At 65.8% G+C, this 23195-nt stretch carries 20 protein-coding genes and 1 tRNA gene; 10 read left to right on the top strand and 11 right to left on the bottom strand.

Annotated elements, in window-relative coordinates; translation table 11 throughout:
* Positions 1–151 precede the first annotated feature (151 nt).
* The 5 genes from VE25_RS01870 to VE25_RS01850 form a co-directional block, all read right to left on the bottom strand.
* Positions 152–1006, bottom strand: coding sequence for a DUF4344 domain-containing metallopeptidase (locus tag VE25_RS01870; protein ID WP_052731661.1), 855 nt, complete (start codon positions 1004–1006; stop codon positions 152–154).
* 78 nt (positions 1007–1084) lie between these two features.
* Positions 1085–1528 (bottom strand): cupin domain-containing protein, encoded by a 444-nt coding sequence (locus tag VE25_RS01865; RefSeq protein WP_046106880.1) that lies wholly within the window; start codon positions 1526–1528, stop codon positions 1085–1087.
* 12 nt (positions 1529–1540) lie between these two features.
* Positions 1541–1912: a type II toxin-antitoxin system VapC family toxin gene (locus tag VE25_RS01860; protein WP_046106879.1), complete on the bottom strand. Its 372-nt coding sequence runs from the start codon at positions 1910–1912 to the stop codon at positions 1541–1543.
* On the bottom strand, positions 1912–2181 hold the full coding sequence (locus VE25_RS01855; protein ID WP_152664478.1) for a ribbon-helix-helix protein, CopG family: 270 nt from the start codon (positions 2179–2181) through the stop codon (positions 1912–1914). The genes VE25_RS01860 and VE25_RS01855 overlap by 1 nt, the downstream gene beginning before the upstream one ends.
* 83 nt (positions 2182–2264) lie before the next feature.
* Positions 2265–4142 (bottom strand): ABC-F family ATP-binding cassette domain-containing protein, encoded by a 1878-nt coding sequence (locus VE25_RS01850; RefSeq protein ID WP_046106877.1) that lies wholly within the window; start codon positions 4140–4142, stop codon positions 2265–2267.
* A gap of 96 nt (positions 4143–4238) precedes the next feature.
* Here VE25_RS01850 and VE25_RS01845 point away from each other — a divergent pair, with 96 nt between their 5' ends.
* Complete coding sequence (locus VE25_RS01845; RefSeq protein WP_046106876.1) at positions 4239–4646, top strand: hypothetical protein; 408 nt, start codon at positions 4239–4241, stop codon at positions 4644–4646.
* A 78-nt stretch (positions 4647–4724) separates the two neighbouring features.
* Positions 4725–5147: a nucleoside-diphosphate kinase gene (gene ndk / locus VE25_RS01840; protein ID WP_046106875.1), complete on the top strand. Its 423-nt coding sequence runs from the start codon at positions 4725–4727 to the stop codon at positions 5145–5147.
* Positions 5148–5439: 292 nt separating this feature from the next.
* Here ndk and VE25_RS01835 read toward each other — a convergent pair whose 3' ends face one another.
* Positions 5440–6072: a MarR family winged helix-turn-helix transcriptional regulator gene (locus tag VE25_RS01835; RefSeq protein ID WP_052731660.1), complete on the bottom strand. Its 633-nt coding sequence runs from the start codon at positions 6070–6072 to the stop codon at positions 5440–5442.
* 145 nt (positions 6073–6217) lie between these two features.
* On the opposite strand from VE25_RS01835, the gene VE25_RS01830 reads away from it, so the two are divergent.
* The 4 genes from VE25_RS01830 to VE25_RS01815 all read left to right on the top strand — a co-directional run bounded on the left by VE25_RS01830 (position 6218) and on the right by VE25_RS01815 (position 11609).
* Positions 6218–7777, top strand: a complete 1560-nt coding sequence (locus VE25_RS01830) for an MDR family MFS transporter (RefSeq protein WP_046106874.1) — start codon at positions 6218–6220, stop codon at positions 7775–7777.
* 460 nt (positions 7778–8237) lie between these two features.
* Entirely contained in the window at positions 8238–8552 is a 315-nt protein-coding gene (sugE, locus tag VE25_RS01825; RefSeq protein WP_046106873.1) for a quaternary ammonium compound efflux SMR transporter SugE, read from the top strand.
* Between the two features lie 307 nt (positions 8553–8859).
* Positions 8860–9456 (top strand): hypothetical protein, encoded by a 597-nt coding sequence (locus VE25_RS01820; RefSeq protein ID WP_046106872.1) that lies wholly within the window; start codon positions 8860–8862, stop codon positions 9454–9456.
* 65 nt (positions 9457–9521) lie between these two features.
* Positions 9522–11609, top strand: coding sequence for a molybdopterin-containing oxidoreductase family protein (locus VE25_RS01815; RefSeq protein ID WP_046106871.1), 2088 nt, complete (start codon positions 9522–9524; stop codon positions 11607–11609).
* 142 nt (positions 11610–11751) lie between these two features.
* Here VE25_RS01815 and VE25_RS01810 read toward each other — a convergent pair whose 3' ends face one another.
* The gene (locus VE25_RS01810; RefSeq protein WP_052731659.1) at positions 11752–12516 is read right to left on the bottom strand and encodes a sulfite exporter TauE/SafE family protein; all 765 of its coding nucleotides are present in this window, start codon (positions 12514–12516) and stop codon (positions 11752–11754) included.
* 300 nt (positions 12517–12816) lie between these two features.
* Between VE25_RS01810 and VE25_RS01805 the strand changes: the two genes are divergently transcribed.
* The 4 genes from VE25_RS01805 (at position 12817) to VE25_RS22170 (ending at position 16585) form a co-directional block, all read left to right on the top strand.
* Positions 12817–13257, top strand: a complete 441-nt coding sequence (locus VE25_RS01805; protein WP_046106870.1) for a glyoxalase superfamily protein — start codon at positions 12817–12819, stop codon at positions 13255–13257.
* A gap of 118 nt (positions 13258–13375) precedes the next feature.
* A complete protein-coding gene (locus tag VE25_RS01800) occupies positions 13376–14077 on the top strand; it encodes a glutathione binding-like protein (protein WP_046106869.1) in 702 nt (233 codons plus the stop codon).
* Between the two features lie 115 nt (positions 14078–14192).
* A tRNA-Ser gene (locus tag VE25_RS01795) sits at positions 14193–14282 on the top strand.
* 410 nt (positions 14283–14692) lie between these two features.
* Entirely contained in the window at positions 14693–16585 is a 1893-nt protein-coding gene (locus VE25_RS22170) for a helix-turn-helix domain-containing protein (RefSeq protein ID WP_152664477.1), read from the top strand.
* A gap of 84 nt (positions 16586–16669) precedes the next feature.
* Here the strand turns inward: VE25_RS22170 and VE25_RS01775 are convergent, their stop codons facing one another.
* The 4 genes from VE25_RS01775 to VE25_RS01760 form a co-directional block, all read right to left on the bottom strand.
* Positions 16670–18910 carry a glycoside hydrolase family 95 protein gene (locus VE25_RS01775; protein WP_046106866.1) on the bottom strand — a complete coding sequence of 747 codons (2241 nt, stop codon included), beginning with the start codon at positions 18908–18910 and terminating at the stop codon, positions 16670–16672.
* 10 nt (positions 18911–18920) lie between these two features.
* The gene (locus VE25_RS01770; protein WP_046106865.1) at positions 18921–19979 is read right to left on the bottom strand and encodes an ABC transporter ATP-binding protein; all 1059 of its coding nucleotides are present in this window, start codon (positions 19977–19979) and stop codon (positions 18921–18923) included.
* A 22-nt stretch (positions 19980–20001) separates the two neighbouring features.
* Positions 20002–21042 (bottom strand): LacI family DNA-binding transcriptional regulator, encoded by a 1041-nt coding sequence (locus tag VE25_RS01765; protein WP_046106864.1) that lies wholly within the window; start codon positions 21040–21042, stop codon positions 20002–20004.
* 116 nt (positions 21043–21158) lie between these two features.
* A complete protein-coding gene (locus VE25_RS01760; protein ID WP_046106863.1) occupies positions 21159–23195 on the bottom strand; it encodes an alpha-L-fucosidase in 2037 nt (678 codons plus the stop codon).

Below are 23195 nucleotides of genomic sequence, written 5' to 3'. Positions count from 1 at the left end.
TGCGTTTGCCGTGGGGCTGGTCCGTTGCTCCTGCCGTGCATGAACCGCGGTGCCAGTGTGTACTGGGTCCCGGCTTTCGCCGGGATGACAGCCGGTGGGCGGAGCGAGATGGTGCCAACGAATTCCGCGATAGTCGCGGAAAACCGGCAGCCTACTGGCTGATCCGTCCGCCGTCGCCCGGCCCGAGATAGAGTCCGCCCTTGCTGGCCATGTCCTTGGCGGCGAGCCCGATGAAATCTTCCATCAGCTCGTAGCAGAAGATGATCTCGACGGTATCGGGATCGTAGAACGCGTTCGCTTCCCCGCAGCGCTTGGCGTTGAACTCCACCCGCCTCCGCAGGGGATAGCGGCGCTCGACCTCGGATGCCACCCGCTCGAACACGCCGCTCTGGCGGAAGGCGTTGGCGGCGTCGCGCAGGCGCCCGGAAACGTCATGATAGGTGATGCGCACCTCGGCCGGGCGCGCCTTGCGCGCGACATGGGTGGAAAGCACGCTGCTCATCGAGCGGTTGACCAGTTCGTAGTCCCAGAAGCACGTGTCCTGCCGGTCGCGGTCGATGGCGTATTCCGTGGCGATGGAACGGAAGGCCCGATCGTCGCTGCCCACCATCAGGCAGACGATCTGGAACGCCCGCTGCCGATCGAGGCTGTGGGCCGCGTAGTAATCGCTGTCATCGAGATTGGCGCCATAGGCGATGCCCGACAACCGCCAGCCATAGGCCGCGTCGGCCAGCGCCTGATGCGATTCCGGCGTGTCCTCGTTGAGTAGCGTCCAGGTGGCCATATTGTCGGCCGCGTCCTCCTCACGCCCGAGCACGGGGAGCTTCAACTGGTCGATCAGCAGGTGCCCGACCTCGTGATAGAGCACGAAAAGGCTGTTGTTGGCGGCGAACCGGTGCGCCACCGCGCGGGTCTTCTTGCCCATCTCGGCCTGCGCGAAGGCCGATTCACCCATCGCGACCGTCAGCGCCAGGGCCAGAACGATACGCAGGAGCAAATTGGGCATGGCAGGCACTCGAAGGCGGATGGGGAAGCTAGCAGAATGCAGCCGCGCGTGCCTGTCAACCGCGCCGGGGCAGGGCGGTTAAGACTTCGTCGGCTCCCAGCCGGCAGGCGCCAGCTCGAACCCCGAGAAACGGAACCCCGGCGCAACGGTGCACCCGACCAGCGTCCAGGCTCCGAGCGATCGCGCCGACTGCCAGCCGCCGCGCGGCACCACCACCTGTGGCCGCTCGCCCGCCGCGAGGTCGTTGCCGAGCACCGCGACCTCGATCCCCGATCCATCCGACTGCCGCAACTCCAGCGGCGCGCCGACATACCAGTGCCAGACCTCCACCGCATCGACCCGATGCCAATGCGACCGATCCCCGGCCTCCAGCAGATAATAGATCGCCGTCGAATGCGCCCGCCCGTCGACGCCTTCCGGATCGGCGTAGGTCTCGACATACCACCCGCCCTCCGGATGGCGGATCATGCCGAGGGTCGCGATGACGTCGGAGGCGGTGGTTTGAGGAGGAGTGGAGGTCATTTTCGCAGTTCGTCACGCGGGGTAAGGCCGAGCCAACGCCTCGAACATCGGGAAATGCTTGAGGTTGAGGGTCGCCAATTCGAGATTGCGGCTTTTGGCGGTAGCCGCGATGAGGGCATCGATGGGATCGACGCCGTGGCTGCGCCCGTACTTGGAAACGTAGTCGCCGGCCAACGTCGCGATCTCAAGGTCGATTTCGCAGCTTTGGCAGGCCCTTACGAACTGATCGATCTCCCGCCGCTCCCGTGCGTTACGGGCGCCCGCGACCACCTCCGTCACCGTGATCACCGAAAGGGCCGGCCTGCTCGACAAGCCGGTGATGAACGCGACGGCGGATTCCCTGCCTCGTAGCAGATCGATCACGATGCACGTGTCGAGCAGCATCAATCCGCACCGCCGTAGGTCGTTTTGAAACGCCGCTTGGTTTGCTCCCGCAAGGACCGCGAAAGCTCGTCCGTGTCGCTCTTGTCGCGCCAAACGCCCGAGGTGCGGCGCACGACATCGCGCCAATCGGTAGCATTGCGGGACTCCGCCTCGATGAAGGCATCGATACTGCGTCGGATGAGGTCCGATTGCCGCATCCCGCGGCGGGCGGCCAATTCCTTGAGCGCGGCCTTCTGATCGGCGCGGATGAAGACCTGTACCTTCTGCATGATCACGTCTCCGACAAACGACATACAATTTATATGTCGTTTGCCTGGGAAGCAAGGCGGGGGAATGGGAACAGGCCAGAAAGCTAAGCCCGCTCCGCCTCCTCCAGCTCCGCGCTCATGGCCAGCCACTTCTCCTCCAGCGCCTCGAGTTCGGCGGCGAACCGCGCCTTGTCCTTGCCGAGCTTGGTCACCCGCTCGGGGGCGCCGTCGTAGATCGAAGGGTCGTGGAACAAAGCCTCGATCTTGTCGATCTCGATGCGCAGCCGCTCCATCTTGGCTTCGGCGTCCTTGATCGCCTTGCGCAGCGGCGCGACCTCGGCGCGGCGGGCGGCGGCTTCCTGCTTGGCGGCCTTGCGCTCGTCCTTGGAGAGCCCGCCGCCGTTCCCCGCTGCCTTCTCGCGCGTGCCGGTGATGGAGCGCTGGTAGCCGTCGAGGTCGTCGTCGAGCTCCTTGATCGTGCCGTCCGCCGCGATCCAGAGCGTGTCGCAGGTCGCCTCGATGAGGTGCCGGTCATGGCTGATGATCAGCACTGCCCCCTCATAGTCGTTGAGCGCGGCGACCAGCGCGTCGCGGCTGTCGATGTCGAGGTGGTTGGTCGGCTCGTCGAGGATCATCATCCCCGGCCCGTTGAAGGTGATGAGCCCCATCAGCAGCCGCGCCCGCTCGCCGCCCGAGAGGTTCTTGGCCTTGGTGTCCATGCGCGACTTGGTCAGCCCCATCTGCGCAAGGCGCGAGCGGCGTTTGGCCTCGTTATCGTAGGGCATGAGCTCGATGACGTGCTCCAGCGGCGTCTGTTCGGGCTTCAGCTTGTCGAGCTGGTGCTGGGCGAAGTGCGCGATTTCGAGCTTCTTGCCCTTCTGCAGCGTGCCGCCCATCACCGGCAGGTCGCCGGCGAGCAGCTTGGCGAAGGTCGACTTGCCGTTGCCGTTGACGCCAACGAGCGCGATGCGGTCCTGCGGATCGATGCGCTGGGTGATGTTCCTGAGGATCGTCTTGTCCCCATAACCCGTTGAGACGTTCTCGAGGTTGATCATGGGCATCGCCATGGCGTCCTTGGGCTGCGGGAACTGGAACGGCGCCGCATATTCGTCGAACAGCGCCTCCGGCGGCTTCAGCCTCTCGATCATCTTCATGCGCGCCTGGGCTTGCTTGGCCTTGGTCGCCTTGGCGCGGAAGCGGTCGACGAACTTCTGCATGTGCGCGATCTGGTCCAGCGCCTTCTCGCGGCTCTTGTTGTGCAGCTCCATCTGCATGCGGCGCGTGGCTTCGAAGGTGTCGTAGTTGCCCTTGTAGAAGGTGAGTTTCTTGTGCTCGAGATGGATGATCGAGCTGACCGCCTTGTTGAGCAGGTCCCGGTCGTGGCTGATGAGGAAGACCGTATAGGGGTAGTTGGCCAGGTACTTCTCGAGCCAGAGCGTGCCCTCGAGGTCGAGATAGTTCGTCGGCTCGTCGAGCAGCAGCAGGTCCGGCTGCGAGAACAGCACCCCCGCCAGCGACACGCGCATGCGCCAGCCGCCCGAAAGCTCGCGGGTCGGCGCAAGCTGCCGCTCCTGCTCGAAGCCGAGGCCCTTGAGGATCGCGCTCGCCCGCGCCTCGGCGCTGTGCGCGTCGATGTCGGCGAGGCGTGTGTGGATCTCGGCTATCCGGTGCGCATCGGTCGCCGTCTCGGCTTCCGCGAGCAGCGCCGTGCGCTCCTTGTCGGCCGAAAGCACCACCTCCAGCACGCTCTCCTCGCCCGCCGGCGCCTCCTGCGCCACCGCGCCGATCCGCGCGCGCTTGTGCAGCTCGATCGAGCCGGCATCGGCCGAGATATGCCCCTGGATCAGGTGGAAGAGCGTCGTCTTGCCGGTGCCGTTCTTGCCGACGAACCCGGTCTTCGACCCCGTCGGCAGCACCACCGAAGCGTCTTCGAGGAGTTCCCGGCCCTGGATGCGATAGGTGAGATTGGAAATGGTGAGCATGGTATAGTCCTACCGACCCACTGGCGCGGGTCGGCTGTCTGTATAAACAATTGCATTTGCCGCTGAGCCAATACCGTGCGCCCGAGGAGATGTCTAATGCCGAGGAGTCTGTCCCCCATCCCGCTGGCGCTTGCCGTAGCCCTCTGCTCGGCCGGTGTTCTCGCGCAGGATGCAGCCGAGTTCACCGCGCTCTCCGCCTGCCGCATCGATGAAGACCGCGTGCTGCTGCGGGCGACGTTCGACGGCAGCGCCTGCCAGAGCGTCGAGCCGGCCGGGCTTGCCGAGCCGCGCGGCACCATCGTCGCGGTCACGATCCCCACCACTCGCACGGCCGAGGTCTGCACCATGCAGATCGTGCCGGTCGAGGTCGAGCAGGTGATCGAGGCGCCCGAGCCGATCTTCGACCTCGACGTCACCGCCCTCGATCCGGACAACAACCCGATCGCCCACGGCGTGATCGAGCTCGACGAGACCGAGGCCGATTGCACCGCGCCCGAGGGCTGACGACCCGTCTTGCGTCCGTCAAAGTCTACCGTTACAACGCGCCACCTTCCGAAAGACCCATTCAAGGATCGACACCCAATGGCGCTCGAACGCACCTTCTCCATCATCAAGCCCGATGCCGTCCGCCGCAACCTCATCGGCAAGATCATCGCCAAGTTCGAGGAGAACGGCCTGCGTCCGGTGGCCATGAAGAAGATCCACATGACCCGCGAGCAGGCCGAGGGCTTTTACGCGGTCCACAAGGAGCGTCCGTTCTTCGGCGAGCTCGTCGAGCAGATGATCGCCTCGCCGGTCGTCGTCCAGGTTCTGGAGGGCGAGAACGCCATCGCCAAAAACCGCGAGATCATGGGCGCCACCAACCCGGCCAACGCCGCCGAGGGCACCATCCGCAAGGAATTCGCCCTTTCGGTCGGCGAGAACTCGGTGCACGGCTCGGACGCTCCCGAGACGGCGCGCGAGGAGATCAAGTTCTTCTTCACCGACGACGAGATCGTCGGCTGATACACCGCGCGTCATCGTGAATTTAAGGGCCGCCTCCGGGCGGCCTTTTTGCTGAGCTGCTATAAGGGCGCTGTGCGTTTCCCACCCTCGATTGTCACCCCGGCGAAAGCCGGGGCCCAGTAAACGGCGACGCGTCGTCTCTGGCGCCATGCCTCCCTTCACCGGGTCATTCCCGCGAAAGCGGGGACCTCCGTTCATGGCAAGCAAGGGAAACAGAGGTTCCCGCTTTCGCGGGAATGACCCCGTGGGTGGGCAGTTGTTGTGCAAATTCGGGATGACATCGGGGATGTGACTACACCGCAGCAGTCGTCTCCACCACCACCTCCGCCGCCCCCGCCTTCGCCACGTGACGCGCGAGTTCGCCGATCTGCGGCATCATCTTGCCGCGCCGCGCCTCCACATCCTCCGACCAGTGGCTGAACCGCTCCAGCAGCGGCAGGAACCGCGCGAGGTCCTCGGCGCTCCATTCGGCAAGGAAATCGCCCATCAGGAGGAACCGGTAGGCGCGCACGGCGCCGGTCACGGCTCGGCCCTTCTCGGTCAGGCGAATGAGCGTGCGCCGGGAATCCGCCTGGCTCGCCACCCGCTCGGCATACCCGTCGTCGACGAGCTCGGCGATGAGCCGGCTGGCGCGGGACGGGTCGATGCCGATGCGCGCCGCCACCGTCGAGACCATCGTTTCTTCGCCCCCGGTTTCGCCGAACTCGTGCACCGGCGCCTCGATGGCGGCGAGCACGTCGAGCTGCGCCAGGTCGAGCTGCAAGCCCAGATCGTTGATCGCCACATGGCTGAGCTCGCGCTTGACCACGCGCCGACGCCAGTTCTGCAGCAGCGCATCGACGCGCTTGACCGCATCGATCACGCGGCCATCGGCGCCGGCCTGCTGCAACAGGCTCTCGACCGCGGGCGTTGTTATCTGGGGCATGGCTCGTGCGCTCCATATGCATGCATCTTACAAATGCATGCTGTTGACATGTATCTGCTGCGCACAGATATAGGTTCGTGCAGCGATTTCAAGTCGCCACTCTATTCCGCCGCGCCTGACGACGCGACGACAACGGAAGTTTCTCATGTCGCCCACCACAATGTCCCCGGAGACGGATCCGGCCGCCGGCCAGTCCATTCCACTCATCATCGGCGCGGTCGCCGTTACGCTTCTTCTGGCCTCGCTCGGCCAGACCATCGTCTCCCCGGCGCTGCCGACGATCGTCGGCGAGTTCGGCGGTCTCGATCATCTCACCTGGGTCGTCACCGCCTATCTCCTCGCCTCGACGGTCGTGGCGCCGATCTACGGCAAGCTCGGCGACCTCTACGGGCGCAAGCGCGTGCTGCAGGTGGCGATCCTCATCTTCCTCGGCGGCGCCATTCTCTCGAGCGTGGCCGTCAACATGCTGACCCTCATCATCGGCCGCACCATCCAGGGCCTTGGCGGCGGCGGATTGATGGTCGTTGCCATGTCGGTGGTGGCCGACGTCATCCCGCCGCGCAAGCGCGGCAAGATCCAGGGCATCTTCGGCGCGGTCTTTGGCGTCTCGACCATCGTCGGTCCGCTGCTCGGCGGCTTCTTCGTCGAGCATTTCTCCTGGCACTGGATCTTCTTCATCAACCTGCCGCTCGGCCTCATCGCGCTGGCGGTGATCTCGATGGCGCTGAAGCCCAAGGCTGGCGCGGCCCGTTCCATCGACTACCTCGGCGCGGCGTTCCTCACCGCCACGCTTTCAGCCATCGTGCTCTTCACCAGCCTCGGCGGCAGCACCATCCCCTGGGATTCCGCGCCCAGCATCGCGCTCGTCGTCATCGCGGTGGTCTCGCTCGGCCTCTTCATCTGGGCCGAGACCAGGGCCGAGGAGCCGGTGCTGCCGCTCTCGCTCTTTGCCAACAACGTCTTTTCCATCTCCAACACGGTCAGCGCCATCGTCGGGCTGGCCATGTTCGGCTCCATCACCTTCCTGCCGCTTTACCTGCAGACGGTGCAGGGCGTTTCGCCCACGGAATCGGCGCTGGCGCTGGTTCCGATGATGATGGGCCTCATCGGCGCCTCGACGCTCGCCGGCTTCGCCATGAGCCGCACCGGCCGCTACAAGCTGCTGCCGATCGCCTCGACCGCCGTGCTGTTCGTCGGCATGGTGCTGCTGACGACCGTCGGCGTCGATACGTCCACCTGGCTCATCGGCTGCTACATGTTCCTCGTCGGCGCCGGCATCGGCCCGGTCAACAGCGTGTCCGTCACTGCCGTCCAGAACGCCGTGCCGCGCAGCATGGTCGGCGTCGGCACCGCCGGCGTCACCATGTTCCGCCAGATCGGCGGCTCCATCGGCGTCTCCGCCTTCGGGGCGCTGTTCTCGGCCGGCCTCACCTCACGCCTTGCCGGTATTTCCGGCCTCGAGGGCGCTCATTCGATCAACGCCGCAACGCTCGCGGCGCTGCCGGAAGCGGCCCGAGCGCAAGCGCTCGAGGCGTTCGTCGGCGCCCTCCATCCCATCTTCTACGCCGGCGCGGCCGCCGCGGCGCTCGCCTTCTTCTTCGCGCTCTTCCTCAAGGAAGTCCCGCTCGCCTCGAGCTTCCGCAAGGAGCCCGAGGCCGAGATCGACGCCGAGGAAGCCGCAACCGCCGCGGCGGTGGGCGGGTAAGGGGGCGCAGCACAGCCGCCGCCACTCCGACGAAAGTCGGGGCCCAGTACACACCGGCCGGGAAGTCTGCACCGTTTTTCATCCCTCACCGGGTCATTCCCGCGAAAGCGGGAACCTCCGTTTCTATTGGCCGCCGTATGGCAACAGAGGTCCCCGCTTTCGCGGGGATGACGCGGTGGGGTGACATTGCTGAGGCGCGAAAGCAGGTTGAACGGCGTTTTCGGGTGTCGGCTTTCGCCGGGATGAAAGCCGGTGGCAGCGGTAACATGGTCTCAAACCACTTGCTTTCGGACGATGCGCTGCATCGTCACCCACATGCCGCCCGCACATATCGGATTTGCCCCCAGGGCGCTTCCCTTTGCTGCGGTGAAGCCTTAGATACCTAGCCGCACGGGGACGACCCTGCGCTTTTCCCATCATTATCGGCCGGGACGACCCGCCATCGGAAAGGATGAAACCCATGGCTTGGGTTTATCTCGTGATTGCCGGTCTCTTCGAGATCGGCTGGGCGATCGGCCTCAAATACACCGAAGGCTTCACCCGTATCCTGCCGACCACGCTGACCGTCGGCGCCATGGTCATCAGCGTTGCTCTCCTCGGCCTGGCGCTGCGCGATCTGCCGGTCGGTACCGGCTACGCTATCTGGACCGGTATCGGCACGGTCGGCACTGCGCTCCTCGGCATCTATCTCTTCGGGGATCCGGCGACGGTCCTGCGGCTGGTCTGTATCGGCCTCATCGTCACCGGCATTGCCGGCCTGAAGCTCGTCTCCTAGCCAACGGCTGGAAACCGCAACGACATCAAAGACATGCCGGGGTTGGCGGAATCGCTGCCCCGGCATGTTGATTCTATGCGTGAAGGCGTTGAATCGGGTTCTGAGGTAGGCGCGTGGCAAAAATGCCAGGCAGGCTGACCGATCTTGCCTGTTCTCAACTTTGTTAATAGCCAAACGGCCGCTGCTTGCTACATTGCCCGCATGCGCATCGGGGGCTCCGGCGCGCAATAACGAAGCCGAACTTGCGTCGCCGGCTCCAAAAAGATCTGGAGAGCAATAAGTGCCCTTGCGCTGGCAAGAAGTGGCATTGCCACTTGTTACGATTCTCGTTCTGCTTGTTCTGAAGCACCTCCCGGCAACCCAGCACCTGCCGCTGTCCCGCGTCGCGGGCGTGGTAGCTTTCGGTTATGCGGCGTTCCTCGCCATGCGCCTGATGCAGACCGAGCAGGCGGTCTTCATCGACGGCTGGTCGGAGCTGCGCCCGTCCATGGTCGAATATGCCACGGCTTATGGGGCAGGGGCTCTGGCACTGCTCCTGATGTTCGCGGTCACCTTCGCCGGCTGGCATTCGGGCGGTGCGCAGGGCGTGATGGCCGCGTTCATCGCCTCCCTCGGCCTTGGGTTCGGCGCGATCGCCATCGGCGTCACCAGCATCTTCGTGCGCGTGCGCTGGAACCACCGCGAGCTCGAATACCGCGGTGCCTTCGGCCAGGTGAAGCGCATCGCCTGGTCGGACGTCAAAAGCTGTCGGCCCAACTGGCGCGGGATCACGATCTCGACCCACGATCGCCAACGCGTCACCTTCAGCCAGTTCCACAGCGGCGCCGCCGAGCTCGCCCGCCACGCCACCAACCGCGCCCGCCGCAACCTGGAATCGGCGACGAAGGCCTTCGCCTCGCTTTAACGCGTACTCTGGCCATTGGGGGGTGCGGAGGCTTATTCTCCGCCCCACCAGCCGGAGTCTCTCTTTTGAACAAGCCTGCCATCGCCCGCGTCGCCCGCACCGTCTGCCCGCATGATTGCCCGTCTGTCTGCGCGCTCGATGTCGATGTCCTCGACGAGCGCACCATCGGGCGCGTGCGCGGCGCCAAGGATGATCCCTATACCGCCGGCGTCATCTGCGAGAAGGTCGCCCGCTATGCCGAGCGCGTCCACCATCCGGACCGGCTCCTTCATCCCCTGCGCCGCGCCGGACGGAAGGGGGAGGGGCGCTGGCAGCGCATAAGCTGGAACGAGGCCCTCGACGAGATCGCCGCCCGCTTCCAGGCTGCCGAGGATGAGTTCGGCGCCGAATCCGTCTGGCCCTACTTCTACGCCGGCACCATGGGCCACGTGCACCGCGACGGCATTGACCGGCTGCGCAACGCTAAGGGCTATTCCGACCAGTACGACACCATCTGCACCGGCCTTGCCTGGCCCGGCTACATCGCCGGCACGGGCCTCCTCGGCGGGGTCAATCCCGAGCAGATGGCCGAGAGCGACGTCGTCGTCATCTGGGGCACCAACGCGGTGCACACCCAGGTCAACGTCATGACCCACGCCATGCGTGCCCGCAAGGAGCGCGGGGCCAGGATCGTCGTCGTCGACATCTACCGCAACGCCACCATGGAGCAGGCGGACCTGCCGGTTCTCCTGCGCCCCGGCTCGGATGGCGCACTCGCCGTCGCCGCCATGCACGTGATCCTGCGCGAGGGTCTCGCCGATCGCGAATATCTCTCAAATTTTACTGACTTCTCGCCCGAATTTGAATCACATTTGAAAGCCCGCACGCCCGAATGGGCCGCGCCGATCACCGGCCTTTCGGTCGAGGAAATCGAGACGTTCGCTCGCACGGTCGCTGCTCCCCGCACCTTCTTCCGCCTGGGGTTTGGTTTCACCCGCCAGCGCAACGGTTCGACCAACATGCACGCGGCGCTCTCCATTCCGGCCCTTACCGGCGCCTGGCAGCACCGCGGCGGCGGCGCCTTCCATTCCAATTCCGGCACGTTCAAGCTCGACAAGTCGCGCCTCACCGGTAAGCACCTGAAAACACGGCAGGTTCGAGAGCTCGACATGTCCGAGATCGGCCCGATCCTCACCGGCGATACGAAGGCGCTGAAGGGCGGCCCGCCGGTCAAGGCGATGATCGTGCAGAACACCAACCCGGCAAGCGTTGCCCCGCACCAGGCGCTGACGCGGCAGGGGCTGGTGCGCGAGGACCTCTTCCTCGTCGTCCACGAGCAGTTCATGACCGAGACGGCCGAGCTCGCCGACATCGTGCTGCCGGCCACCATGTTCCTGGAGCACAACGACTATTACACCCGCGGCGGCCACACCCGCGTGCTCTATGGCCCCAAACTCATCGAGCGCCCGGGCGAGACCTGGTCCAACCACGAAGTCATCAACGCCCTGGCGCTGCGGCTCGGACTCGACGATCCGAGCTTTACCAGCGTCGACCGCGACATCGTCGCCGATACCTTCGCCCGCTCCGGTTACGGCGATCTCGACGAGATCGAGAAGGTCGGCTTCGTCGACCGCGAACGCCCCGACGAGGAGCAGCGCTTCGCCGACGGCTTCGGCTGGCCCGACGGGCGCTACCGCTTCTCCCCAGACTGGCAGGGCGCCGCCGACAGGAAGGGTTACATCTGGACCTGCGATCCGGCCGTCATGCCGCGCTTTGCCGACTACTGGGACATCAACGATCCCGTCGATGCCGAGCATCCCTTCAAACTCGCGACGAGCCCGGCCCGCGCCTTCCTCAACTCGACCTTCAACGAGACCCCCGGCAGCCGCAAGCGCGAGCGCGAGCCCTCGGTCCACATCCACCCGGAGGACGCGGCCGAGCTCGGCATCGCCGAAGGCGACATGGTCGTCCTCGGCAACAGGCGCGGAGAGGTGCACCTGGTGGCAAAATTCTTCACCGGCATGCACCGCGGCGTCCTCGTTGCCGAAGGCCTTCACCCTAACAAGGCGCACCGTAACGGGCAGGGGATCAACATCCTCACCAGCGCCGAACCCGCGCCCCCGTTCGGCGGCGTGCCGTTCCACGACACGGCGGTGTGGGTGCGGAAGGGCTGAACAGGGCTCGTGAGCCTGCCCTCGTGGTTCGAGGCTTCGCCAGCGCTTTCGCACCTCACCATGAGGGCTCAATGAATTCGGATATCTCGGAACCCTCATGGTGAGGTGCCGCGAAGCGGCCTCGAACCACGAGGGTAGGCACCTAGACGTAAGCCACCCAGAAGAAATACGCCGTCATTCCCGCCCCGTAGACGATCACCCCCGCCCGGATCAGCGCGCTCGGGATGAGGTGGGCGAAACGGGCGGCGAGGTACCCGCCGATGGTGACGCCAACGAGCGCGATCGAGCCGTGGTACCAGTCGATCGAGCCGCCGATGGCGAACCGCATGACCGCGACGATCGCGACGAGCGCCGAGATCCAGAGCTTCAGCCCGTTCATCGCGTGGATGTCGGTAAGTCCGGCGGTGGCGAGGAACGCCAGCAGCAGGATGCCGAGGCCGGCGTTGAAGAACCCGCCATAGACGCAGACCGCGGCGAGAAAGGCCAAGAGCAGCACCGCGCCCGCAGCCTTGGCGCCACGCATCTCGCCAGCATGGGCGCGAATGAACGCGTTGAGCCGGGCGCCGAACGCGAAGAGCAGGATGGCAAAGAGCATCAGCCATGGCACGATGCGCGAGAACGTCTCGTCGGAAACGACGAGCAGGAGTTCGGCGCCGATGTAGCCGAAGAGGAGCGAGACGACGGACCAGACGAGGAGCCTGTCCTTGTAGCGCACCACGTCCTTCCAGTACCCGGCCGTGCCGCTGACATAGCCGGGCAGGGCCGCATAGGTGTTCGACGCGTTGGCGATGACGGGCGGCACGCCGGCAAAGAGCAGCGCCGGAAAAACGATGAACGAGCCGCCGCCGGCGAGCGAGTTGACGGCCCCGCCCAGGAACCCGGCGACGAGCAGCAGAAATTCGGTCACGAGAATCCTCCTCACGCGACCCTACAGGCGTCCCGCCCCTCTGCCCAATGGAAATGCCTGATCGGCCCGATCACTGCCGATGATGCTGCATGCCGGCCATGCGGTTGACATCGGCGTGGAACGACCGCATATGAGCCGCAAGGTTGCTGGCACCCGCCGTCCGCCGGGCTCTGCCCGAAGGTGAAGCCAGCCGCGTTTCGCGACTATTCCGACATGGACGTTCCTTCACCTGAGGCGTTTCATGGCAAGGCGGGCTCCCATGAAGATCAATCGCCTCACAACGTGTGAGAGGATCGTATCATGGCGTTTTCACTCGATATCGCCAGTGTAACCACCCTGAAGGCCGAGGCCAGGGCCCTGCGCGAGGAGCACGCGCGCGCCGGCACGCCCCTGAGCCACGGCGCAGCGCTCGAACTGGTCGCCAAGGCCCACGGCTATCGCGACTGGAACACGGCCCGTGCCCTGCTGCCCGAGCGTGTCGCCGCGCCCGTCCAGGTCGGCGGCCGCGTCAAGGGCACCTATCTCGGTCACCCGTTCCGCGGCCTCGTCATCGGCGTCAACCTGCTGTCCGACATGCAGCATTACCAGGTGACGGTGAAGTTCGATGATCCCCTCGACGTGGTGAAGTCCGAGCATTTCTCGGCCCTGCGCCAGCGCGTGACGGCGACGGTCGACATCCGCGGTATCTCGCCGGCGACGACCAGCGACGGCGAGCCGCACATGCGCATCGCGCGCGAATGACGTGAGGCGGGCCTGGCATCGTCCGGGCTCGCCTTGCCCTCCATCGTCAATTGCCGATAGACTGTGAGTCTTCCTGCCGGCTTGGGGCCGGCTTCCCGCTTCAGCCACGGACCGGACAATGACGACGCAGACCAAGCCCATCGAGCTCTATTTCTTCCCGACGCCCAACGGCTACAAGATCTCAGCCATGCTCGAGGAGCTGGGCGTGCCCTATAACGTCCATATCGTCCACATCGGCAAGGGCGACCAGTTCAAGCCCGAGTTCCTCGCGATTTCGCCCAACAACAAGATCCCCGCCATCGTCGACTCCGAAGGGCCGGGCGGCGAGCCGATCTCGGTCTTCGAATCGGGCGCGATCCTGAAATACCTAGCGACCAAGTTCGGCCGGTTCTATCCCGCCGATCCGCGCGAGCAGGTCAAGGTCGACGAGTGGCTCTTCTGGCAGGTGGGTGGCTTCGGCCCGATGCTGGGCCAAAACCACCACTTCGCACTCTATGCGCCCGAGAAGATCGAATACGCCATCAAGCGCTATCGAGACGAGACGCACCGGCTCTACCGCGTGCTCGATACCCAGCTTAAGGGCAGGGACTATATCGCCGGCGACTTCTCCATCGCCGACCTCGCCTCCATCGGCTGGGCCCGCGGCTGGGAGCGGCAGGGCATGGACCTCAAGGAATTCCCCAACGTCGCTGCATGGATCGAGCGTGTCAGCAACCGCCCCGGTACTAGGAAGGGCCTGGAGCTGACCGTCGACAGCGGCGCGCGCATGGACCTCACCCGGGACGAGGATGCCAAGAAGGTCTTGTTCGGCCAGAGGTGAGGCCTATATCGAACCGCAGCGGCTCTGGCGGCAGCTGCGGTTCCTGTTTGAAATCACCGCAGAGGGCAAAAACCACTTGTCTTGGCAGGTCCAAAGCCTGTATGCCCGCTGCGACGGAGAGGTGGCCGAGTGGTCGAAGGCACACCCCTGCTAAGGGTGCAGATGGGCAACTGTCTCGAGGGTTCGAATCCCTTCCTCTCCGCCACTTCGCCGCCGATTGCGCTCTATAGCGCGATATTGCCGCCGATGGCCGCAAGTCCACCGGGTGAGATGGTGAAGCGCCGGTTTTCCTCTACGGCCCGATGCGTATTGTTGGCAGCGACGGCAGCTTCCGGCTCCGGCATGGCTGCTAATGGATCAACTCTCAAAATCCTGAAAGCAGCCGTTGAGCCTGCGTTACGACAACAGCGGCGATGATCTCACCGGAAGAGGTCGGCTCGAGGGGCCGGCGTTGAACGGGCCACGTCCAGATATCGATCTCCCCCCGATCTGACCTGTTCCGCTATCGTCTTCAGGCGCCGGACACCGCTTGTCCGCTATCTCTATATTGCCACTCGCCCGGTAAAGCGGACGAGACAAAGACTCCGATTTGGTCTCACTGGATGAGCAAAATACGTGACCAAGGCAACCACGACTGAAACGTTCAGCATTAGGCGTCCACCTGACTATCCGGACCTAGAATTCGTGCTCGGCCAATCTTCTCGCAGAACGTCGATGCGTCACCTGCACGACGCCTACCGGTTCGGCATTGTGGAGTCGGGACAATGGTCAAGCTTCTATCGCGGCGTACACTACGACGTCCGTCCGGAGCACTTGCAGATCGCCCAGCCCGGAGAAACGAGCCGGTGCGAGTTCCCACGCGCAACTGCCTATGCGTTCAGAACCGTCTCCATACCGATTGAGGCGATGCGCGAACTCTGGTTATCCGGTCAGGCTGGAGGATCCGGAGAAATCGTCTTGGCTGATCACCTCCTGGCCAGCCGCCCGCTCGCTACGCATTTTGCGAGGGTGCACCAAGCGCTCATGGGGCAGCGCTCCCCGCTCGAGGTGTCGGCTCTTCTTCAGGAATTGGTCAGGGTACTGCGACAATGGGCAGCGCCGAACGATATCGGACCGTCTTCCGAAGCGGACGCCCCCTCTGCACTGGCTTTCGCGCGAGACTTTCTTGCGGCGCATCCCGAGCGAAATGTAACACTCAGGGAACTCTCCGATCTTACTCAGTTGAGCGGCTTTCATCTGACGCGGCTGTTCCGGCGCCATTTCGGCTTACCGCCACATGCGTTCCAAAATCATTGCCGCGTCCAAAAAGCTAAGGCGCTCCTTGCTGGAGGCATGCCCCAAAGCGCCATCGCGTCCGAACTTGGATTTGCCGATCAGAGCCATTTTATCCGTACCTTCGGCCGTCAGGTCGGAATGACTCCGCTTAGTTACCGCAAAGGCCTTTTCGGCGCTAGGACACTGAGCAAGAACGTTCAATACGCGATCGCCGGCAGCGGGTTAGAACGCTCCTCGACCTTCTTACCAAAGGCTCGGGAGCCACACATGAACAGAGCGATCTCTGCTGCTGCGGTACTTGGCACGACACTGGCCATCGGACCCGCAGCGGCCGGTGCGTTTTCCGTCGAGCGGGTGACATTCCAGTCCGGCGGTGTTCAAATCGTCGGCGATCTTTACCTGCCGGAAGAAGTCGGACAGGAAGGTCCGGTTCCTGCCGTCATCGTCACCGGAGCCTGGATGACGATCAAGGAACAAATGCCTGCCATCTATGCCAGGGAAATGGCGAGCCGGGGTATCGCGGCATTGGCTTTCGATTTCCGCAGCTGGGGAGAAAGCGGCGGTGAGCCGCGTTCGGTCGAAGACCCTGTCGCCAAATCCGAAGATATCGTCGCGGCAGCCGAGTTTCTCGCCGGGCATCCCGAGATACGGGCCGACGCCATCGGCGGGTTGGGCGTATGTGCGAGCGCTGCCTACATGGTGCATGCGGCCGTGCACTCTGGCGTCATAAAGTCGCTGGGTTTTGTCGCGCCGGGTCTTTCCACTCCGGAAATCATCGAGACCAATGTCGGCGGGGCCGAGGCGGTGGCGGCGCTGATCGAAACCTCCCGCGCCGCGGCGGCCGAGTTGGAAGAAACCGGCCGGAACACGCTGGTTCCCGCCGCCAGCCTCACCGACCACAGGGCGATCATGTTCGGCGTGCCTTACTACACGGAACCTGACCGGGGCCTCGTGCCGGAATGGGACAACACGTTCAACCCGATCTCCTGGGAAGCATGGCTCGGCTTTGACCCGCAGCCTTTCGCGCCTCTCTTGCGACAGCCGCTTTTTGTCGTCCACAGCGAGGCCGCGGCAATCCCGCAGGGCACGCATCAGTTCATCGCCGCGATGGAAAGCGAGGCCGGCCAGCTTTGGCTCGAAGGCGTCGAGCAGTTCGACTTCTACGACCGACCGGGGCCGGTCACGGTAGCCTCCGACGCGCTGGCGCGCCACTTCGCCGCGACTTTGCAGTGAGAGCATAAGGGTGGCTCCGTGATTGTTTTGTGACTGGCGCCACCGGTTCTATCGGCGACGTAGTGGCCTGGAGTTCCGCGATCGTCAGCGTGGTACCCTTGTTGTGACCAGTACCGACTTTCCGGACGCCAAGCCTTTGGCGAGCACCGTTTCGCCGCACCGCAGCGTGCCGGAATAGGACTGGCTCGCAGTAACGGAGAGCGCGGTGATCGCGTGTCCTTCCCAGGAAAAATCGAGGGTCAGCCCGCCGCGGGCGCGCACGCCGCGAACGGAGCCGCTCGGCCACGCGCGCGGCAGGGCGGGCAGGAGCCGCACCTGACCCTCGTCGGACTGCACGAGCATCTCGATGATGCCGGCGGCGCCTCCGAAATTGCCGTCGATCTGGAACGGGGGATGCGCGTCGAAGAGGTTGCGGTAGCTGCGCTCGGGGTGAAGAAGGCGCCTCAGGACCTCGTAGGCGTGCTCGCCGTCGCCGAGGCGCGCCCAGAGATTGATGCGCCAGCCGATGCCCCAGCCGGTCGCATCGTCGCCGCGGATCTCGAGCGAGCGGCGCGCGGCCGCGGCAAGACCCGGCGTGTGGGCTGGATCGATCTGCAGCGAGGGATAGAGCCCATAGAGGTGGGAGACGTGGCGGTGGTGGATTTCCGGAACGTCGGCGTCCCAGTCCTCGATCCACTCCTGCAACTGCCCCTGCCTGCCGATGCGGTCGGTAGGCAGGCGCGCGCGCAAGGCTGCGAGCTCGTCGGCAAGATCGGCATCGCGGCCAAGCCGGCGGGCGGCGGCAATGGTGGCATCGAAGAGGTCGCGCAGGAGCTGGCTGTCCATGGCGGGGCCGGCGCAGAGGGTCGAGCCGTGCGGATGGACGTTCTCGGGCGAGACCGAGGGCGCCGTCACCATCAGGTCGGTGCCGGGCAGGGGCACGAGCGTATCGAGGAAGAACCGGCTGGCGCCGGCGAGGAGGGGATAGAGCCGCGCGACCAGCGCCTCGGGAAAGCCGGCAAAGCGCGCATGATCCCAGAGCTGGGCGCAGAGCCAGGCGCCGCCGGTCGGCCATACCCCCCACTGCGCGCCGTCGACCGGGGCGGTGGCGCGCCAGAGATCGGTGTTGTGGTGCAGCACCCATCCGCGCGCGCCGTAGTGGGTGCGCGCCGTCTCGGCGCCGGTCACCGCCAGCTCCTCGGCCATGGCGATCAGCGGCTCGACGCATTCGGCAAGGTTGGCCGGATCGGGCAGCCAGTAGTTCATCTGCAGGTTGATGTTGGAGGTGTACTTGCTGCCCCAGGGCGGGCGGATCTCCTTGTTCCAGATGCCCTGCAGATTGGCCGGCTGGTTGCCGGGACGCGACGAGGCGATGGCAAGGTACCGCCCATACTGCACATAAAGGGCGGCAAGGGCCGGATCGTCACCCCTCGCGAAGTTGGAGATGCGCTCTCCCGTCGGCCGGTCGGCGGCGGGCGGGCGGCCGAGATCGATGTCGAAGCGGTCGTAGAGCGCGCGATGCGCGGCGAGGTGATCGGCGAGGAGAGCCTCGTAGGGCCTGGCCGCGGCGGCATCGAGCCTTGCGGCGATATCGGCCTGCGGTTCGCCCGAGACGTCGTCGAAGCGGCGGAAACTCGTGGCGATGTCGATGAGGATCGTGACGCTGTCGGCGCCCGCAACGGAGAGCCGCTCGTCCCGGGCTTCGATCGCGCCGCCCTCTGCGAGCACGCGCGCCTCGAAGGCCCAGCGGAGCGCACCGGGGATGCCGATTTCGCCGCGATTGCGCCCGTCAAAGGAAAGCGCATGGCCCGCCGCGCGCGCGACGCCGGGCTGCTCGCTCGCGAATTCCGCGGCGAATGACACCGTTCCCGGCCGGTCCGCCGTGATGCGAATGACGAGCACGCCGTCGGCGGCAGAAGCGAAGGCTTCGCGGCGGTAGGCGACGCCGTCCGCCGTGTAGCGCGTCGTCGTGACGGCGCGGTCGAGCTCGAGGCTGCGCCGGTAGTGCGAGAAGAGGGTCTCGTGGTCGAAATCGAGGAGCAGCCGGCCGGCGGGCTGGTAGGAGGTCTGCAGGTAGGGCCGGCCCATGAGGTGGGCGTTGGCCAAATCCTGCGCCTCCCGGAAGCGGCCGGCAAAGATCAGCTCGCGCACCGCTTCGAGATGGTCGAGGGCTTCCGGGTTAGTCGGCCGGTAGGGGCCGCCCGACCAGAGGGTATCCTCGTTGAGCTGGAATTCGTCGCGGGTGACGCCGCCGAAGACCATGGCCCCCAGCCGTCCGTTGCCGAGCGGCAGCGCGTCGGTCCATTCCCCAGCCGGGCTGGGGTACCACAAGAGATGATCGGTCATCGAAAATGCCTTAAGAGAGATCGGCGAGGCGCCGCCCGGATGTGTCGAAGAAGAGAGGACGCTCTACGGCAAAGCCTAAGGGGACGCGATCGCCGGCCTTGATGCCGGGCTGCTCGCGGGCCTCGACAACGAGCTGGGTGCCGTCGGGCAGGGCGCCGTAGAGATAGCGTGTGCCACCGAGGTTCTCGACGACCTCGATCCTGAGGTCGAGGTCCGCCGCCTCGCCGCCGATACGGAACTGCTCGGGTCGCACGCCGACGAGGATGTCCTGGTCCTCGCCCTTAAGCGGCAGCGCATGCGTGCCGCCGGCGAAGGCGGCGCTGCCCGAGCGTAGCGTGGCTGGAATGAAGTTCATGCGCGGGGAGCCGATGAAGCCGGCGACGAACTGGTTGGCCGGGTTGTCGTAGAGCTCCTGCGGGGAGCCGGCCTGCTCGACCCTGCCGGCGCGCAGCACCACGATCTTGTCGGCGAGCGTCATCGCCTCGGTCTGGTCGTGGGTCACGTAGATCATGGTCGCGCCGAGCCGCTGGTGGAGCTTGGCGATCTCGACGCGCATGGAAACGCGCAGCTCCGCATCGAGGTTGGAGAGCGGCTCGTCGAAGAGGAAGACCTCCGGATCGCGCACGATGGCGCGGCCGATGGCGACGCGCTGGCGCTGGCCGCCGGAAAGCTGGGCCGGGCGGCGCTTCAGGAGCGGCTCGATCTGCAGCGAGGCCGCGGCAGCAGCGACCTTGCGGGCGATCTCGGCCTTGCTAAGCTTGGCCATGCGCAGTGAAAAGCCGATGTTCTGCGCGACCGTCATGTGCGGATAGAGCGCGTAGTTCTGGAAGACCATGGCGACGCCCCGCTCGATGGGCTCGGCGTCGGTAACAAGGCGCCCGCCGATCCTGACCTCGCCGCCGGTGATGTCCTCGAGGCCGGCGATCATGCGCAGGAGCGTGGACTTGCCGCAGCCGGAGGGGCCGACGAACACGGTGAACGAGCCGTCCTCGATGTCGAGATTGAAGTCGCGGATGATCTCGACCGCGCCGTAGCTTTTGCTCACGTTCTCCAGTGCGACGCTCGCCATGCTTCCTCCCTTGCCCGTGCCGCTATGCCAGGCGCCGGGTCGAATCCCTCAAGATGATGTTGCAGTCGATCCTGACGTCGTGCCGGCCCATGGCGGCGGGGTCCGACAGGCGCTTGTCGATGATGCCGGTGATGGTCTGCGCCACCTCTTCGATGGGCTGGGCCACCGCGGTGATGCCGGGGTTGTGCAGGCGCAGCGCCGGCACATCGTCGAAGCTGATGAGCGAAAGGTCGCGCGGCACCTGCATGCCGACCTCGTGGAGATAGGTCAGGATGCCGAGCGTCATGTTATAGTTGGCGCTGAACAGGGCCGTCGGCGGATCGGGCAGGGAGAACAGCTCCCGCACGCCCTCGTAGCCGCGGATTTCCTGCCAATCTGCATCGACGATCAGCGCCGGGTCCGGGGGCACGCCGTGGGCCGCGTGGGCGTCGTGGAAACCGGCGAGGCGCTCGCGGCCGGCCGAGTCGCGCAGGTTCCCGTGGAGGGTCGCCACCCGCTTATGCCCAAGGTCGAGCAGGTGGGCGACGGCGCGGGCGCTGGCCCGGCGGTTGTCGGCGAGAACGCGATCGACCGGCAGCCCCGGAATGTCGTTGTCGTAAAGCACCACGACGAGCCCGTCCTCGATATAGGGCGTCAATTCGTGGCGAATGGCCTCCTCGCCGTCGAGCACCAGCGCATCGACGCGGTGGGAGGCGAAGAACTCGAGCCCTTCGCGGATCGAGGCGGGCTGGAGATCGTGGCAGAAGGAGAGCACCGCGCGGCCCGTCAGGCGCATCTTGCGCGAAAGCTTCTCGAGCATGGCGGCGTGGAACTCGCCGAGCGAGGGCACGAGGAAGCCGACGATATGGGTGGTGTCGGTCTTCATGGCGACGGCCGTGGAGTTGCGCCGGTAGCCGAGCGCGGCGATGGCCCGCTCGATCTGGTCGCGGTTGCCGGCCCGCACCGGCAAACCGTTGAGATGGCGCGACACGGTGCCGACCGCGACGCCCGCCGCCTGCGCCACATCGATGATGGTCGCGGGGCGTTTACGGGCAAGGGTGGAGGTATGGCTCTGGCTGGTCATGGCGCGTCTGGTCCCAGGGTGACGGAGCGCGCCGGCCCGAGGCCGGCACTTGCCGCCTTGATAGCCGGGGTGCGCCGACAAAGCCAATCGCAGGGTCGCGGCGCCCCGGATCATCGTCAGGCCGTCCCCTCGAAGACGAGCGCGGTGTGGATACGCATGCTGGGCAGGGACACGGCGACGTAGCCGTTGCCGGCCTCTTGCCAGGCGACGTCCGCGCCGCTGAGGGCATCGTAGACGCGGCTCGGCGACCGGGGCAGCCGCACCCGGGCGCTGACCGGCCCGATCGGCTGCACGTCCTCGATCATCTCCATGACGCGGGTGCGCCCTTCGCCGGCCGGAACCGCCTTGCCGCGTACCTGCGGGGCGGCAAAGAGGAGGTGCAGGATATGGCGGTTGCGTTCGGGCTGGTGAGTGACCGTCGCCCGTCCGGAAGACGAAAGGTCGGTGAGGAGGATCGGATGGGGCATCAGCCGCTCGATCAGGCCGCGCACCAGGTATTTGTAGAGCGGCTGGCCATAGGCCTGGTACATGGAGAAGATCGGGTAGGCGATATAGGCAACGCCGTTGTGCTCGGTGATTGCCGGACCCAGCGGGGCGGCGTCCGGATCGTCGGGCGTGTGCTGGTGCGACGAGAAGTGCTTGTAGCTGCGGTTGAAATAGGGTGGCACGACCTCGGCGAGCACCTGCGCGCCGACCGGCCGGATGGCGCGGGCGGTGCCGTACATGACGAAGGGGCTCTCCGGCAGGTCGGCGAGCTTTGCGTCGTCGGCCAGCGCATAGGAGGGCGTGAAGCCCACATGGGGGCCGTCGGCTTCGATGCCGAGATCGAGCGCGGCGAGCGGCCGGCCCGCCTCGTCGAGGCCCGAGCGGCCCGAGAGGATGGCCTTGCCGCCGGCGCGGATGTAGTCAGCGAGGCGCCGGGCCGTCTCCTCGTCAAGCGCGATCGCGTCGGGCAGGATCAGCAGCCGATAGTTCTCGAAGCGGGCGCTGCGGTCGACGATGTCGAAGGGAAGTTTCAGCTCCTGCAGCATCTGGGCGGCGCCGTCGTCGCTCACGTGGTTGCGGTCGCCCGAGGCATCGAAGTGCTCGGCCGAGAGGATGGCGATTTCCGAGACCTGCCGGGCGCCCTCGAGGAAGGGTTCGAGTTTCTCGATGCGCGCATAGGCCGGCGCGATGGAGCTGTAAGTGTCGGCGTTGATGGCGCCGCTCGGATGGAGTTGGTCGCCGACGAGGCACTTGGAGCCCAGCGCCACCATCTGCGCGCATTCGTATTCGAGCGCGTCCGGATGCTTGAAGCCGCCGAACTCGCCCCAGGAGGTGTGGAACTTGCCGGTATGGGCGACGAAATCGAAGCCGAGGGTCGCCGCATAGCGCGCGCTCGAGGGGAAATGGTCGTAGCCCCAGCCGCCGGTCGGCAGGCTTTCGAGCTCGAGGTGGCTATAGGGCGTGAAGCGCTGCGGCCCCTGCTTATGGATGTGCCCGCAATTGTAGAAGATGCGCAGGTCCGGGAATTCCTCGCGCAGCGCTGCCGACATTTCCGAGCGGAAACGCTCGTTGACCCACTCGTCCTTGCGCAGCCGGTCGGCCGGGCTCTCCGGATCGAGGCCTTGCTCCTCCATGGTGGCGAGGCATTCGGCGCACACGCAATCGGGCGTCAGGACGATGTCGAAGAAGAGGCCCTGCGTCTCGTAGTTGCGCACGACCTCGCGCGCCTGCTCGAGCAGCTCGTCGCGATAGGCCTTGTGGTTGAGGCAGAGCGTGTGCCAGCCGGCGGTCAACTGGTCCGGATCGAACCGGTTTTTCGTCGCGCTGCGCACTCGCCACTCCGGGTGGAGGCGGGCGTTCCGCTCGTCCCACTGCACCGAGATGTAGACCGGGCACTCGATATCGGCGGCCGAGAGCGCCTTGACCATGTCGCCCATGAGGTCGGGCCGCGCAAGATTGGGATGCGGCGCCCCGACCTTGGTCGGGTAGTACGACCAGCCGTGGTGGCACTTGGCGAAGATCGTGACCGAATCCACGTGCGCGGCCTTGAAGGTGGCGACGAACGCGTCCGGATCGAACTGCGCGCCGATGCCGGGGATGTGCTCGGAAGTGTGGAAGTCGAGGTGAATCTGGCGGTAGCGTAGGGGGCGGTTGGTCCTGGACGGCAT

Origin of the sequence: Devosia geojensis (genome assembly GCF_000969415.1) — a bacterium.
In the GTDB taxonomy this organism is placed as follows: Bacteria; Pseudomonadota; Alphaproteobacteria; order Rhizobiales; family Devosiaceae; genus Devosia; species Devosia geojensis.
Note: the sequence above shows the minus strand (reverse complement) of the source record. Positions and strands in the feature narration are given on the sequence as shown.